This is a genomic window from Rhizomicrobium sp. (genome assembly GCA_037200385.1).
Lineage (GTDB): Bacteria > Pseudomonadota > Alphaproteobacteria > Micropepsales > Micropepsaceae > Rhizomicrobium.
In genome coordinates this window covers 3624951-3639386 of record JBBCGL010000001.1, presented here as the reverse complement: position 1 = coordinate 3639386, position 14436 = coordinate 3624951, and the positions used below count along the sequence as shown (strand labels likewise).

Sequence of the window (14436 nt, the reverse complement as noted above, 5' to 3'; positions counted from 1 at the left end):
CGAACTCTAAATGACGCATGAGATTGCGGCAGAAGTGACAAGTGGTGGGCCGTTCAACATCACGTTTCTGCCGTATCCGTCTCCTACGTCGCACGATCGGCATATGGCTATTTCGCCCCGGAAGCCCGGTGACGACATTCTTGATCGGTATATGCCAGGCGCAAGCGCTGAGGAACGCGAGATTGCCCGGGCAAACCTCTATCAATTCATCGCAATGATTATCCGCATCGTCGAGCGCGAGAACACAGCTGACTCAACGATTCGCGCCGATGACGACGGGCATGTAGAATTGGCCGATATCCCTACTGTATGAAGCGCTATCTCGGTTATCTCCGCGTCTCAACCAAGCGCCAAGGCGAGCATGGCGTTTCGCTGCAAGAGCAGAAGCGGTTGATAGAAGCCAGCGCGGCTAAGCTTCAAGGAGAAATAGTCGAGTGGTTTGAAGAGCGCGAAACGGCTGCCAAGCGCGGCAGGCGCGAGTTTATGCGCATGATGCAGGCGCTTAAACGAGGGAAGGCCGATGGCGTCATCCTGCACAAGATCGATCGGGGCGCCCGCAATCTGCACGACTGGGCGCAAATTGCCGAGCTGACCGAGCAAGGCATCGAAGTCCACTTTGCGCACGAAGCGCTCGACATGACATCGCGCGGGGGCCGTTTGGCCGCCGATATTCAAGCGGTCGTCGCAGCAGATTTCATTCGCAATTTGAGGGACGAAGCAAAGAAAGGAATCATGGGCCGCCTTCGTCAGGGCGTCTATCCGTTTCGCGCGCCGCTTGGCTACGTCAACAAAGGAAAGGGCAAACCAAAAGAGATCGACCCCATCGCTGGTCCGCTTGTGCGGTTGGCATTTGAGCTCTATGCGACCGGAGAATGGAATTTCTACCAGCTAGCCGACGAAATGTATCGGCGCGGAATTCGCAACGTGCATGGGGCACGCGTCTCGCTCAACAGCTTGACGCTGATACTCAACAATCCCTTCTACATAGGCCTCATGCGCATTGATACGCTGGATGAGACTTTCGAGGGTAGGCACGAGCCCCTTATTACCCGCGCTACATTCGATCAAGTGCAGCAGGTCCTTAGGGGCAATCGACCAACGCCCGGCACGCTAAAACACAACTTCGCTTGGCGTCGGATGATTCGCTGCGAGCGATGCAATCGTTCCCTCATTGGAGAGAAAGCCAAGGGTCGCTACGTCTATTATCGCTGCCAGACAAATGGTTGTCAGGGCACGTTGCTTGCTGAGACAGAGCTTCGGCAGAAGTTTGACGGGCTCTTTCAACGGCTGCGGCTGGACGAACAGGACTTCAGTGACATTAGGAGAATGGCTGATGTGCTCCTTTCTGAACACACGAAGGAGGCCGCACACCGAGGCCGTGGCTTAGATTTACAGGTCAGGAAGTGCGACGAACGATTAGGACGCCTAGCTGATCTCCTGCTTGATGGCAGCATAGACACTCGTACCTATCACGCTAAACAACGGCAGTTTCTCGAGGATAAGCGCGCGCTTCTCGACCGTCTATCGACGGCCGCCTCAGAACAGTCCGTTGCCGAGAAGGTCCACAATTACCTCGAACTCGCAAATGTGGCGCACTTGCTTATCCGTTCGGAGAATTCAGACGAAAGACGCGAGATTGTCTCAACCGTCACCTCGAACTTCTCGACGAACAAGAAAGACCCAGTAATTACACTGAAATCTCCTTACGAAGAGATCGTTAGACGACGCATCTCTGATGAATGTGCGCTCTCTCGGGATGCCACTCGAACTTCGGCAAGGGAGATTTTCGAGATCATGAAGCGAGCGGCTAACGCAGAGCTAGGGCTGGAAAGTCACCAAAGTCCTGATGTCCCAGGCCAGGTCAAATAGCAGTATCCAACCGTTCGACTTTTCACTCCTCTCGGCGTTGCATCGTGCTCGGCATAATCGGGAAGAATGCAAAGCGACGCCTTATCTTATCTCGCGCGGTCTAATTTTCGAAATTCCCACAAACTCGTCGGCATCAAGCAGGCCGACCGCCTCCTGCATCTCTACGTCATCGGCAAGACCGGAGTCGGCAAGTCCACACTTCTTGAAACGCTCGCGCTCCAAGACCTCGAAGCCGGTAGAGGCTTCGCCCTCATAGACCCCCATGGCGACTTGGTAGAGCGGGTGTTCGCCGCAGTGCCCGAGGACAAACAAGAGCGCGTTGCCTATCTCAACGCACCCGACGCTTCCCAGCCATACGGGTACAATCCGCTCAGGAGGGTACGGGCAGACAAGATACCCCTCGCCGTCTCCGGCCTCATCGAAACGTTCAAGAAGCTATGGCCCGATGCCTGGGGCGTGCGCATGGAGCACATCCTTCGCAACTCCCTCTATGCGCTCCTAGAGCGGGACGGCTCGACGCTTCCCGACATCCTGCGGCTCTATCGGGACGAGCGGTTCCGCACGGCCGTTACGCGAGGCATTCGTAACGAGACGGTCCAGCGCTTCTGGCAACACGAATTCGAGAACTATCATTTCCGCATGAAGGCGGATGCTGTCGCGCCGATTCAAAACAAGCTCGGAGCGCTCCTATCGGACCCGACCCTGCACAGAATCCTCGTCAACCCAGACATTGACCTTAGCTTCCGCTCGATCATGGACGAGGGAAAGGTGTTGCTCGTTAATCTGGCGAAGGGGCAGCTTGGCGAGGAGAGCTCGGCGCTCCTTGGCGGATTGATCGTCTCAACGCTTGGCCTCGCGGCCTTCAGCCGTGCGGAAGTCGAAGGTAGCTCTCGGCGGCCGTTCTTCGTCTACATGGACGAATTCCAGTCCTTCACGACACTCATGCTCGCCAACATGATGTCGGAGCTTAGAAAGTATGGCGTTGCCCTTACGCTCGCTCACCAGCACCTGCACCAGCTCGAACCGGACATTCGGCACGCAGTTCTCGGAAATGCTGGGACGATCATGAGTTTTCGCGTCGGGGCTGAGGATGCAGCGTATCTAGCAAAAGAGTTTCAGCCGACGTTTGATGTGCAAGACCTCATCAGCCTGCCAAACTACAACGCCTATCTGAAACTCATGATCGACGGGGAGCCGAGCGGGGCTTTTAGCGCGAGGACGGCTCGGTATGACGAGTTGCATGACGCGGGACCCGAGCCCTCACCGCACTTGATGATCAACGGCGATACATCCCCATCGGACTTCATGACGGAATAGCAGAAAGCGTGAATTGCGATCTACGCCTACGACGCACTCGGCCGTATGACGTAGAGCATCACGTTGCTGCGCTTCCACAACTACATGCTGGGCGCAAATGAGGCCGTTTGCTTCAACAACTTATGGCGCTTCGAGTTTTTCGCTGGCTTGGGTGGTTCTTTGGGGTGGTACAGGGATTGGACCAACCAGCCGGAGCGCCCCTTGATCTGAGGAGCGCGAAGCACGTCATAATATGGGGAAACGTATTCCGACTTGGATTGCAGCCAATCGCGGTGGAGGCGCATGAGTATGTCGAAGGCGTCGGAAAAATTGGCGTCAAGCTGGCGTGACAGGTTGCTCGTGGCGGGTGCTATTACCAGTACAATTGCCTCGGTGATCTTCACGATCGACTATTTCGCCCGTCACCTGATTCTCGGCTGGCGTTGGTAACGCGCAAGCTTTTTCGAAATTCAGCGCGATGTGAGGAGCGACTTGGCATCTTCCCATGAAGTAGTGACGGTGAACGAGCGCCGCTCGGCAACCTGAGCCGGATGACGAAGGGGCATACATCGCGCGTGTCAGCAACTTGATGAAGATCAGAGGACCCGTCGGTTGGATGGGCGTGATAGCGGGTTTCGGTCTTGTCGCATGTGACCTCTTGAAAGCCCATTGGTTTACGCCCCGCATTCTTCCTGAGCACCGCTGCGGAATAAGGGTTGCCAAGGGCAGGAAAAACTGGACAGATTCTTTTGCTTGGGATCGCACTTTAATGGAGTGCTTTGCCCGTGGCACATCGAGCTTCAAAAAAAGCATGCCGTAGCTGGCGCGAGTTTTGGCTATACGCTGCCGCGATCACCGGCACGATTGCCTCGACGCTTATTATCGCGGACTACTTCTTTCATCACGTCACGATCATCATTCGCTGACGATGGCGCCTATTGACCGCGATATCTGGCTGTCCGCCCTTGCGCTACCGCCTCACTCGGCGGCTCACAACTGCTTAACCTGCTCTTGATGCTTGCGGTAGAGGGCAAGCGGCATGGCGGCGAATCCCCGGAGCCCTCGGATAACGGCCTGCTCCATGAGATCGCGTTCGGCGTCAGCGCGCTTCACATAGTCGGAGGTGATTGGTTCGGGCGAGCATTCCTGCCGCTCCGCATCCACCAGGACGAGCTTCCAGCCTGTTTCGTGATGCTCGAAGTGATAGCTCAGGCCCGCCCGACAGCAGACCTCGGCGAAGGCCCTCGGGAGCGGGATGCCCGTCCCCGCGCGACCGACAATCTCGTCCTCGTTCTCTGCCACCACGACCCATACGGCGTACTCCTGCCAAAACCCATATGAGAACAATTTGAGAACAAACGGCGTAAGAGTCCAGCCGCTAGGGGTTGAGGTTCTACGCACAAGCTCTAGTGGAGCGTGCCGAAGGCGGCTTGCACCAGCGTCGGCTCCCACCAGAAGGGCATCGCCCTCGTATCGCACTGCGTAATCCAAACCTGCGAACGCAGGATGAGCCTCGGGCGGCGTCCGTTTCCGCCGGGCTGGCATTTTCGCACAAGGTCAAACGGCAGCTCGATGCCGTGCTGTAGGCCCTCAAGCTCAAGCAGGAACGAGTGATCGGTGACGGCCTTCACAATCCACGGGATGCCCCCACGGTCGATCCAGAACCCTTCCGGAAAGACACTGCGGGTTCTCGGCCACACAAGGACGCGCTGCCATTGCAGCGCTTCGAACACGTCGTTGTTCATGGCTCACTCCACTCAGGTACACGCCACGCGGAGCAAGCGTAGCGCTCGGATGGAGAGTTCCAAAGGGTGCGCCTCTGCACCAATAATGCTGCGGCGAAACGGCACAGACGCATCAGCAAGCGCCTGTTTATCTCGCACAAACTCTCACACAGAGGGCTGCGAAATGAAAAATACCTATATACTTTCAAATAGATAGAACGTCGGCGTTTAGTCTCATAACCTGAAGGTCACAGGTTCAAATCCTGTCCCCGCAACCACTATCAAGACGTCCTCTTAGGCCCGGCCCTGTGCCGGGCCTAAGTCGTTTTGGTGCGCTGCGACGACTACTTGCCCACGGGACCGATCTTCAGCGTGTAGGCGATGTAGAGGCCCAGATCGAGCGGGCCCTTCTGGTACCAGTTCACTTGGCGCTCCAGCCCCTCGATGCTCACGCCATAGCCCGGCCCGAGCGCGTCGGCGCTGCGCTTGGCGTCGGCGAGGATCAGGGCGACGAGCTGATCGTGATATTGCTCCGGCCCGACGATCGTCAGATCCCAATTGCCTTCCCGAAGGACCTGGGTGCGGCCCGCCCGCGGCACGCCGCGGATGAAATCGGTAAGCCGGCGCGTCGCGGCGTTGAGCGTGTCGTTCGCCGCGACCTTGGTCTTGACGATGACGATGGCGCGGCTGGTATCCGGCCGGACGTCCGGCGTGATGATGTCGTCGAAATTGGCTTCGTTCAGTTCGCCCACGATGCGGTCGCCGACGCCGAGCGAGATCGAACCGGATGCGGCCCGCATCATGTTGCGCAGGGTCTCTTTCAGCTCGTTCAGGCGCTGCGGCGCCTCGCGCGTATCGCAGGTCACGTTGACCCGCGTGATCAGGTGATCGGCGCGCTTGACGATGGAGAGATGCGGCGCCTCGGCCTCCTCGCGCAACGAGGCGGTGACGACGACGGTCTCGACCTGCGCCCGGGCGGCGGCGAGAGACAGCAGGACGAGCGCCGGAATGGCGATGCGCAGGAATGGTCTGGACATTGTCCCCCCAAGTCCGATCTGCGGGTAGTTTAGCGCAAAGGCGCGGTCGACGCTGCGAATGACTTTCCGTCAAGCGCGATTTTCGCCTTGACGCGCGACGGCGCAGCTTCGCAGCCCTGCCCAGGCCGCATGACTCGCCGCGCCGATTGCGCGCTAGCGTGACGCGCAGGAGGATGCCACATGACCGTCACGATCCGGCCCGTCACGCAGGCCGACTATGCGCAATGGCGCCCGCTGTGGGACGGCTACAACCGGTTCTACGAACGCGTCGGTCCGGCCGTGCTGCCGGAGGAGATCACCGCGACCACATGGTCGCGCTTCTTCGATGCCGCCGAACCGGTCCATGCCCTGGTCGCGGAAGAGGACAACCGGCTGGTCGGCATCGTGCATTATCTCTTCCACCGCAGCACGACGCTGCTGAACGACACCTGTTACCTGCAGGATCTGTTCACCGACGCGACCTGTCGCGGCAAGGGTGTCGGCCGCAAACTGATCGAAGCGGTCTATGCCGCGGCGCGGGCGAAGGATTCGGCGCGGGTCTATTGGGTGACACACGAGACCAATGCGCGGGCCATGGTGCTTTACAACCAGGTCGCCGAGCGTTCCGGCTTCACGGTCTACCGCAAGCTTTTCTAGCCCACCATACATTTTCGAATAGCGACGCGACGAACTCGGCGATTCCTGTTTCTGAGCGCCCGGCGCATGCTGCCGGCGTCGTCGAACAGGAGACGGGACGTGGCGGACAGCATTCCGGGAGCGGCCGAAGGCGGTGTGAGGACGCTGCTGCGTCTGGAAGGCCTGGCGGTCCTGGCGGCGGCCGGCTGGTTCTACTGGCGCGCGGGCTTCGACGGAGGATGGTTCGCAATCCTCTTTCTCGCGCCCGATCTGAGCTTCCTTGCCTATCTGGGCGGGCCGCGCAGCGGCGCCATCGCGTATAACGCGGCCCATTCCATCCATGGCGCGCTGGGGCTCGGCGTCGCGGCTCTCGCGCTGGGCCAGCCCGGCCTGCTCGCGGTCGCGCTGATCTGGTTCGCCCATATCGGCTTCGATCGCGCCCTCGGCTACGGCCTGAAATATGGCCGCGGGTTCGGTTTCACCCATCTCGGCGGGTTCGGCCGCCAGGCAAAGGAGATCTAGATGTTCATCGGACATTACGGCGTTTCGTTCGCCGCCAAGGCGGCGCAGAAACAATTGCCGCTCTGGCTGCTGTTCATCGCGGTGCAATGGCTCGACATCGTCTGGTCCGGGCTCGTGATGCTCGACGTCGAGAAGCTGCGCATCGTGCACAATCTCGCGGAGGGCAGCGCACTCGACCTGTATTACATGCCCTATACGCATGGATTGATCGGCGCGCTGGCGCTCGCGGCGGCGCTGGGTGCGTTGACCGCGCTCTTCTTCCGCGATGCGCGGGTGGCGGGCGGCGCGGTCGTGGCCGGCGCGGTGTTCTCGCACTGGCTGCTCGACCTCGTCGTCCACCTGCCCGACCTGCCCCTGCTGGGCGACGGATTCAAGGTCGGCTTCGGGCTGTGGCGCCATGTCTGGATCAGCTTCCCGCTGGAGATCGCGATCCTGGTCGCCGGCGCCGCCGTCTACAGCCGGGCCGTGCCGAGCCGGACGCCGAGGGGCGACGCAACCTTGTGGATGTTCGTCGCGGCGATGGCGGCGCTCCAGGCTTACATCTCGTTCGGACCCGATCCGGCCTCGCCGCTCGCCATGGCCCAGATGGCGCTCGGCGCTTATGTCGTGCTCGCGGGGCTGGCCGGACTGGTCGACTGGATGCGGGGGACCACCAGCACTCGCCAGGCCGCCGCGGCGACGCCTTAAGTTCCCGCGCTAACGACGTTAACGAATTGCGATTGACGGGCTGGGGCGCATCGCTATAACCCCGGCCGTCTGGACACGCGTTCCATGTCGAAGGGAGTGCGCATGGGTACCCAACTTCCAGCCGGCTACAAGCCGTCTGAGAGCGAACCCTTTATGAATGAGCGGCAGAGGGAGTATTTCCGCCGCAAACTCAACACCTGGAAAGACGAGATCCTTCGCGAAAGCCGCGAGACGATCCAGAACCTGCAAGCCGAAACCGTGCCGCATGCGGACCTGGCCGACCGCGCCTCGACCGAAGCCGAGCGCCAGCTCGAGCTGCGGACCCGCGACCGCCAGCGCAAGCTGATCGCCAAGATCGACGCGGCGCTCCGCCGGCTGGAGGACGGATCCTATGGTTTCTGCGAGGAGACCGGCGAGCCGATCTCCCTCAAGCGCCTCGACGCCCGTCCGATCGCCACCCTGTCGCTGGAAGCGCAGGAGCGGCATGAGCGCCGCGAGAAGGTCTACCGGGACGACTAGGTCCGACGGCGCCGGACGTGAAGACAGCGGCCGAATCCCTTCGGACCCGGCCGCTGCTCCAGCCCCCTCGCCCGCCTGGGGCGAAGCTCAGAACGGCATGAGGATGTCGAACAGCTGCGAGCCGTAGCGCGGCTGCTGCATGTCGCTCACCGTGCCGCGGCCGCCATAGGAGATGCGGGCCTCGGCGATCTGGCTGAGATCGACCGTGTTGGCGCTCGTGATGTCCTCGGTGCGGACGATGCCGGCGACCTGCAGATCGCGCAGCTCGTTGTTCACCCGCACCTGCTGATGGCCCCCGATCACCAGATTGCCGTTGGGCAGCACCTGGGTCACCAGCGCGGCCATGGTGAGGTTGATCGCCTCGGACCGATCCACCGAGCCCGAACCGACATTCGACGTATCCGATCCCATCTTGACGATGCTCGCCGGGTTCATCCCGGTGCCGGCCGCGATCGGCGCTTCCAGGCCGAAGAAATTGGTCAGGTTGGCGTTGTCGGAATTGGTGCGCGCCCGCGTCGTCGTGTTCGATATCTTGGCGGTGTCGGCGACGGTGATGTTGACCGTGATGATGTCGCCCGGACGGCTGGCCCGCGGATCGTGGAAGAAGCTGCGCGAGCCCACCACCCAAAGCGAATTCACGCTGCGCGACGGCTCCGGCGGCGGCGGCATCGGCACGGGCGGCGTCGGCGCATTCACCGGCGAATTGGGATCGGCCAATCCCGCCAGGCGCGGCGGATCGCCGATCTCCTTGATGCGGTCGACCGCCGTGCAGCCGGCGAGGAGGGACAGGCTTGCGCTCAGCACAAGCGCCTTGGGGATGGAGCGGCTCATGGCGGGTATCCTCTCAATGCGCGGATGCGGTGCGGGTGGAAACGGCGAGCGCCGACGTGGCGGCGCGTACCGCGCCGGGCCCGGTGACGACCGCGCTGACCAGGCGGAAGGACGCGGGATTCTGGACCGTGACGGTATCGCCGACGCCGCCTTCGTTCATGGCGCGCCCCGAAGCGGTGAGCGTCACGCCCGGCGCTTCGAAGGTCATGGTGACCATCTCGCCCTTGGCGATCACGAGCGGATGACGGACATCGTCGGTGCGCACGACCTGGTTGGCGCGCAGCATGCGCCGCGCCTCCATGCCGCTGAGCTGGCCGGCCGCGGTGACGATGCCGGAGAACACGGTGTTCGACGGGATCGTGCCGTAGGCGAGGTCGGATTCGCCGATGATCTCGCCGCGCGCGATGTCGCGGTTGGGGACGACGACGCGCATGGCGCTGTCGGCGAAGGCGGGATAGGCGATCAGAAGCGCCGAGATGAAGATCATGAGACGCAGAACCATGGCTATGAACCTCCCAGGCGCGCGGTTTCCTGCAGCATGTCGTCGGCCGCGGTGACGACTTTCGAATTCATCTCGTAGGCCCGCTGGGCGGTGATCAGCGACGTGATCTCTTCCACCGAGTTGACGTTCGAGGTCTCGAGAAAGCCCTGCTGTATCGTGCCGTAGCCCGCGGAGCCGGGGACACCGGCCTGCGGCGAGCCGGAGGACGGCGTTTCGAGATAGAGATTGTTGCCGACCGGCTCGAGGCCGGCCTCGTTGGCGAAGCGGGTGAGCTCCAGCGTGCCGACGACTTGCGGCGCGGTCTGGCCCGGCACGGTGACCGAGACCTGGCCCTGCGCATTGACCGCGACGGCGAGCGCGTTGGTCGGAACCGCGATTCCGGGCGCCACGGTATAGCCCTGGTCGGTGACGAGCTGCCCCTGTGGCGATAGGCCGAAATCGCCGGCCCGTGTGTACGCATCGGTGCCATCGGGCTGCTGCACGCGGAAGAAGCCGGGCCCCTGGATGGCGAGGTCGTAGGGGTTGGAGCTGTTCTTGAGGTCGCCCTGCGTCGTCACGCGATAGACCGAAGCGGTCCGCACGCCGGCGCCGATCTGCACGCCGCTGGGCAGGACCGTTCCGGAATCCGACGAGTTGGCGCCGGGCATCGAGACGTTCTGGTAGAGCAGGTCCTGGAATTCGGCCCGCTGCTCCTTGTAGCCCGTGGTGTTCATGTTCGCGAGGTTGTTCGCGATGACTTCGACATTGGTCTGCTGGGCCAGCATTCCGGTCGCAGCGATGGAGAGAGCGCGCATGGTCCTGGTCCTTTAATTCGGCATCGCGCCAAGCTTGTCGATCGCCTGGCGCATGAGGTCTTCCTGGGTCTGGGTCAGCGTCGCGGTCGCCTGATAGGCGCGCATGACCTCGATCATGTGGCTGATCTCGATCACGGGCTCGACATTCGAGGTCTCGAGCATCCCCGATTGGAGCGCGAAGCTGTCGGCCGTGACCGGCGACTGGCCCGCCGCGGCGTAGAGGCTGGCGCCTTCCTTGGTCAGGGCGCGCGGATCGGCGAAATCGACCACGCGGATCCGGCCGATCTGGCCGTTGGCGCCGCTGACCGTGCCGTCCTGCGCGATGTGCACCTCGCCGTCGTCGGGCGTGATGGCGATCGCGCCGCCGTCGCCCTGCACCGCATCGCCGTTCGAGGTGACGATCTGACCCGACGCGTCCAGCCCGAAATGGCCATTGCGGGTGTAGCGCTCGCCAGTGGGGGTCTGCACCACGAAATAGCCTTTGCCGTGGATCGCCATGTCGAAGGGCGCGCCGGTCGTCTCGAGCCGGCCTTCGCTCATGTCGCGCACGACGCCGCTGTCCTGCACGAAGCTCAGGGTCTGGGTGCCGCTCTGGCCCTCGGCCGGCGGGACATGCGCGAGATATTCCTGGAAGCTCGGCTCTTCCCGCCGGAAGGCCGGCGTCGAGACGTTGGCGATGTTGTTCGCGATCACGTCCATCGAGCGATAGGCCGCGATCTGGTGCGAAAGACTTATAAGAAGCGAATTGTCCATGTCGGGGCCCTTCAGACCTTTCTGGTCCTTGCCGTGCCCTTGCGATTGCAGCCGCCGTGCCAAGGCGAATTCCGCGGAAGCGCCGGGTTTTTCGCGCAGCGGGCCGGCCCCGGGGGCGTCGCTTGCCCGGCAGATTTTTCCGCTTGGGCGCTTCCAGGCCGTCAATCTGAACCGGTTCTTAACCACGTCCGCCTAATTTGCGTCCGGGATTGAAGGGCGGCGGGCGTGGCGAAGAAAGAGACTCGGGCGGACGACGCCGAGAAGACAGACGGCGACGCCGCGGAAGGCGACGCCCCGAAGCAAGGTCTCGTCAAGAAACTGCTCGGCAACAAGCTCGTCCTGTTCGGCGCCGCCGGGCTGATCGTGCTGCTGCTGGCCGGCGGCGGCGCCTACTGGTTCTTCTTCACGGCGGCGGACAAGCCGACCGAACTCGCCGCCGGGGCGCCGGAGCCTTTGCCGGCCACGCCGCCCAACGTCACCTTCTACGACGTCCCCGACATCATGGTGAACATCCAAGGCGCCGACGCCGCGCCGGCCTATCTCAAGCTCTCGGTCTCGCTCGAGCTCGACGGTCCCGAAGAAGAGGCCGGCCTCAAGGCGCTGATGCCGCGGGTGGTCAACGAATTCCAGGGCTATCTGCGCGAGCTGCGGCTCGACGATCTCAAAGGCTCCGCCGGCATCGCGCGGCTCAAGGAAGAGCTCCTGCGCCGCATCAACATGTCCGCCGCGCCCTATCGCGTTCGCGACGTTCTCCTCAAGCAAATGCTCGTCCAGTAGCGGATACAACATGACAGACGACACCGCAGAATCCTCCGAAGCGGCCGAGACCATTCCGGTCGCGGCCAGCAACGGCACCGCCGAACGCATCCTGAATCAGGAGGAGATCGATTCCCTCCTGGGCTTCGACGTCAATTCCGACCAGCTCCAGGACAAGTCGGGCGTCCGCGCCATCATCAACTCGGCGCTGGTCTCCTATGAGCGCCTGCCGATGCTCGAGATCGTGTTCGACCGCCTGGTGCGGCTGATGACGACGTCCTTGCGCAACTTCACCTCGGACAATGTCGAGGTCAGCCTGGACAGCATCACCTCCATCCGCTTCGGCGACTATCTCAACTCCATCCCGCTGCCGGCGATCCTGGCGGTGTTCCGCGCCGAGCAGCTCGACAATTACGGCCTCTTCACCGTCGACTCGAACCTGATCTACTCCATCGTCGACGTCCTGCTGGGCGGGCGCCGCGGCTCCTCCGCCATGCGCATCGAGGGCCGGCCCTACACGACCATCGAGCGTACCCTCGTCCAGCGCATGATCGAGGTGATCCTGCAGGACATGTGCGCCGCCTTCGAACCCCTGGCGCCGGTGAATTTCGGCCTCGACCGGCTCGAGACCAATCCCCGCTTCGCCGCCATCGCGCGGCCCGCCAATGCCGCGATCCTGGTCAAGCTGCGCATCGACATGGAAGACCGCGGCGGGCGGACCGAGCTTCTGCTGCCCTATGCGACGCTGGAGCCGATCCGCAAGCTGCTGCTGCAGCAATTCATGGGCGAGAAATTCGGCCGCGATTCGATCTGGGAAAGCCATCTCGCCACGGAATTGTGGTCGACCAATGTCGAGATCGCCGCGATCCTGGACGAGCAGACCCTGCCGCTGAACCGCGTCATGAATCTGGAAGTCGGACAGACCATCATGCTCAACGCCACGCCGGATTCGAAGATCGAGATGCGCTGCCGCGGCGTGCCGCTGCTGAAAGGCCGGATGGGCCGGGTCGGTGCCTCGGTCGCCGTACGCATCGAGGAAGCCGTCGAGCGCACCGACGCGTCGCGCGGACTGTAGGAGACAGACATGCATTTCAATCTCGCCCTGATTGCCGATTGCGCGCTGACCGGGCTTCTTGCGGTCACCCTCATCTACTGCATCGTGCTGGAGCGCCGCCTCGCGGCCGTGCGGCGTGGGCAGGAGAGCCTCAAATCCACCATCGGCGAGCTCGACAGCGCGATCACCCATGCCGGCGCCGCGATGCGCGCACTCAAGGCGGCCGCCAGCGGCGCCGCCGACACGCTGGACGAGCGGCTTAACCGCAGCCGCGCCGTCATCGACGAATTGTCGCTGCTGACCGCCTCGGGCGAGCGTATCGCGGAGCGTTTCGACCGCGCCTCGGCCGCCGCGCGGCCGCAAGCGGTCGGCGGCGATCTGCCCTCGAACAACATCATGCGGCGGCTCGATGCCTTGAGGGCCGTCCGGTGAACGGTATTCCACGCTATCTGCGCCTGCTGCCCGCGGTGGTCATCGTCGGCACGGCGGTGCTCGCCTTCAAGGGCTTCGACATCGCGCGCGCCGCACAAGCCGCCGCCGCGACCGCCGATCCCGACCTGCCGGACAATTCCGGCCTGGCGCCCACCGACAATCGCGGCGCGGCCGCAACGCCGGACTACGCCAATGCCGACGGCACCTCGCCGAGCGCGGCGGAAGTCGATGTCCTTTCCAGCCTCACCCACCGCCGCGCCGAACTCGACGCGCGCGCGCGCGCGCTCGACATGCGCGAGAACCTGCTGAACGCCGGCGAAGGCCGGGTCGACCAGAAGATCGCCGCCCTCAAAGCGCTTCAGACCCAGATCCAGGCGCTGCTGGCACAGCGCGACGCCAAGCAGGACGCGCAGATCGCATCCCTGGTGAAGACCTATTCGACGATGAAGCCCAAGGACGCGGCGCGCATCTTCAACACGCTGAGCGACGATGTGTTGCTGCCGGTCGCCAAGGGCATGAAGTCCGACGTGCTGGCGCCGGTGCTGGCGGCGATGAATCCCGATGCCGCGCAGAAGCTGACGGTCAAGCTGGCCGCGCTCCTCAAATTGCCGGACAACGCGCCGGCCGCGATCTGTCCGACAAACACGGCCGATGCCGGCACGGCTGTGCCGGTGGCCGCCGGCGCGCCCGCGGCACCGCTGCAGACGGCCGCGCTCGGCTCGCCACCGGTGACGCTGGCGCCGCCGCCGGCCGCCACGCCGCTGCCGACGCCGCCCGCGCCTCCGGCCCCCGCACCGGCGCCACCGCCGGCCCAAGCAACCACGGCCCCCGTCCCAGCACCGAACAAGCCGGCGCCACGGCATGACGCGTCCGTCAAACCCGCGGCGCCGGGCAAGCCTGTCGCCGCGCCGGCGACCAAGGAAACTGCCGCCGCGACGCCGCCTGTGAAACCGGCGGCCCCCACGCCCGCACCGACTGCGGTGCCGGCGACGGGCACGCCGACGGCCCTGGCGCCACCACAGACGAAGTGACGGGATGCCGGGCG

19 protein-coding genes are annotated in these 14436 nt (G+C 63.3%); 11 read left to right on the top strand and 8 right to left on the bottom strand.

Going from position 1 to position 14436, the window contains the following annotated elements; genetic code table 11:
* Positions 1-10 precede the first annotated feature (10 nt).
* The 3 genes from WDM91_17425 to WDM91_17415 all read left to right on the top strand — a co-directional run bounded on the left by WDM91_17425 (position 11) and on the right by WDM91_17415 (position 3186).
* Entirely contained in the window at positions 11-313 is a 303-nt protein-coding gene (locus tag WDM91_17425; protein ID MEI9996383.1) for a hypothetical protein, read from the top strand.
* Positions 310-1869 carry a recombinase family protein gene (locus WDM91_17420; GenBank protein ID MEI9996382.1) on the top strand — a complete coding sequence of 520 codons (1560 nt, stop codon included), beginning with the start codon at positions 310-312 and terminating at the stop codon, positions 1867-1869. The genes WDM91_17425 and WDM91_17420 overlap by 4 nt, the downstream gene beginning before the upstream one ends.
* Before the next feature lie 66 nt (positions 1870-1935).
* Complete coding sequence (locus tag WDM91_17415) at positions 1936-3186, top strand: type IV secretion system DNA-binding domain-containing protein (protein ID MEI9996381.1); 1251 nt, start codon at positions 1936-1938, stop codon at positions 3184-3186.
* 80 nt (positions 3187-3266) lie between these two features.
* Here WDM91_17415 and WDM91_17410 read toward each other — a convergent pair whose 3' ends face one another.
* The 4 genes from WDM91_17410 to WDM91_17395 form a co-directional block, all read right to left on the bottom strand.
* A complete protein-coding gene (locus WDM91_17410; GenBank protein ID MEI9996380.1) occupies positions 3267-3569 on the bottom strand; it encodes a hypothetical protein in 303 nt (100 codons plus the stop codon).
* A gap of 586 nt (positions 3570-4155) precedes the next feature.
* The gene (locus WDM91_17405) at positions 4156-4467 is read right to left on the bottom strand and encodes a hypothetical protein (protein MEI9996379.1); all 312 of its coding nucleotides are present in this window, start codon (positions 4465-4467) and stop codon (positions 4156-4158) included.
* Between the two features lie 104 nt (positions 4468-4571).
* Entirely contained in the window at positions 4572-4910 is a 339-nt protein-coding gene (locus WDM91_17400; protein ID MEI9996378.1) for a hypothetical protein, read from the bottom strand.
* A gap of 323 nt (positions 4911-5233) precedes the next feature.
* Positions 5234-5926, bottom strand: coding sequence for a hypothetical protein (locus tag WDM91_17395; protein ID MEI9996377.1), 693 nt, complete (start codon positions 5924-5926; stop codon positions 5234-5236).
* Positions 5927-6106: 180 nt separating this feature from the next.
* Between WDM91_17395 and WDM91_17390 the strand changes: the two genes are divergently transcribed.
* The 4 genes from WDM91_17390 to dksA all read left to right on the top strand — a co-directional run bounded on the left by WDM91_17390 (position 6107) and on the right by dksA (position 8269).
* On the top strand, positions 6107-6562 hold the full coding sequence (locus WDM91_17390; GenBank protein MEI9996376.1) for a GNAT family N-acetyltransferase: 456 nt from the start codon (positions 6107-6109) through the stop codon (positions 6560-6562).
* Positions 6563-6661: 99 nt separating this feature from the next.
* Positions 6662-7063 carry a DUF4260 domain-containing protein gene (locus WDM91_17385; GenBank protein MEI9996375.1) on the top strand — a complete coding sequence of 134 codons (402 nt, stop codon included), beginning with the start codon at positions 6662-6664 and terminating at the stop codon, positions 7061-7063.
* Positions 7064-7750 (top strand): hypothetical protein, encoded by a 687-nt coding sequence (locus WDM91_17380; protein ID MEI9996374.1) that lies wholly within the window; start codon positions 7064-7066, stop codon positions 7748-7750.
* Between the two features lie 153 nt (positions 7751-7903).
* On the top strand, positions 7904-8269 hold the full coding sequence (dksA, locus tag WDM91_17375) for an RNA polymerase-binding protein DksA (GenBank protein MEI9996373.1): 366 nt from the start codon (positions 7904-7906) through the stop codon (positions 8267-8269).
* Positions 8270-8356: 87 nt separating this feature from the next.
* Here dksA and flgH read toward each other — a convergent pair whose 3' ends face one another.
* From flgH to flgF, 4 genes are read right to left on the bottom strand one after another with little or no spacing between them, the layout of a single operon-like run.
* Entirely contained in the window at positions 8357-9100 is a 744-nt protein-coding gene (flgH, locus tag WDM91_17370; protein MEI9996372.1) for a flagellar basal body L-ring protein FlgH, read from the bottom strand.
* Positions 9101-9113: 13 nt separating this feature from the next.
* Positions 9114-9602 carry a flagellar basal body P-ring formation chaperone FlgA gene (flgA, locus tag WDM91_17365; GenBank protein MEI9996371.1) on the bottom strand — a complete coding sequence of 163 codons (489 nt, stop codon included), beginning with the start codon at positions 9600-9602 and terminating at the stop codon, positions 9114-9116.
* 2 nt (positions 9603-9604) lie between these two features.
* Positions 9605-10396 (bottom strand): flagellar basal-body rod protein FlgG, encoded by a 792-nt coding sequence (flgG, locus tag WDM91_17360; protein MEI9996370.1) that lies wholly within the window; start codon positions 10394-10396, stop codon positions 9605-9607.
* Between the two features lie 12 nt (positions 10397-10408).
* Complete coding sequence (gene flgF / locus WDM91_17355; GenBank protein MEI9996369.1) at positions 10409-11212, bottom strand: flagellar basal-body rod protein FlgF; 804 nt, start codon at positions 11210-11212, stop codon at positions 10409-10411.
* A gap of 162 nt (positions 11213-11374) precedes the next feature.
* On the opposite strand from flgF, the gene WDM91_17350 reads away from it, so the two are divergent.
* The 4 genes from WDM91_17350 to WDM91_17335 are packed head-to-tail and all read left to right on the top strand — an operon-like array spanning position 11375 to position 14422.
* Positions 11375-11926 carry a flagellar basal body-associated FliL family protein gene (locus WDM91_17350; GenBank protein ID MEI9996368.1) on the top strand — a complete coding sequence of 184 codons (552 nt, stop codon included), beginning with the start codon at positions 11375-11377 and terminating at the stop codon, positions 11924-11926.
* A gap of 10 nt (positions 11927-11936) precedes the next feature.
* Positions 11937-12980: a flagellar motor switch protein FliM gene (gene fliM, locus WDM91_17345; GenBank protein MEI9996367.1), complete on the top strand. Its 1044-nt coding sequence runs from the start codon at positions 11937-11939 to the stop codon at positions 12978-12980.
* Positions 12981-12989: 9 nt separating this feature from the next.
* Positions 12990-13391 carry a DUF6468 domain-containing protein gene (locus tag WDM91_17340; protein ID MEI9996366.1) on the top strand — a complete coding sequence of 134 codons (402 nt, stop codon included), beginning with the start codon at positions 12990-12992 and terminating at the stop codon, positions 13389-13391.
* Complete coding sequence (locus tag WDM91_17335) at positions 13388-14422, top strand: hypothetical protein (GenBank protein MEI9996365.1); 1035 nt, start codon at positions 13388-13390, stop codon at positions 14420-14422. Before WDM91_17340 ends, WDM91_17335 begins: the two co-directional genes overlap by 4 nt.
* The last annotated feature ends 14 nt before the right edge of the window (positions 14423-14436 follow it).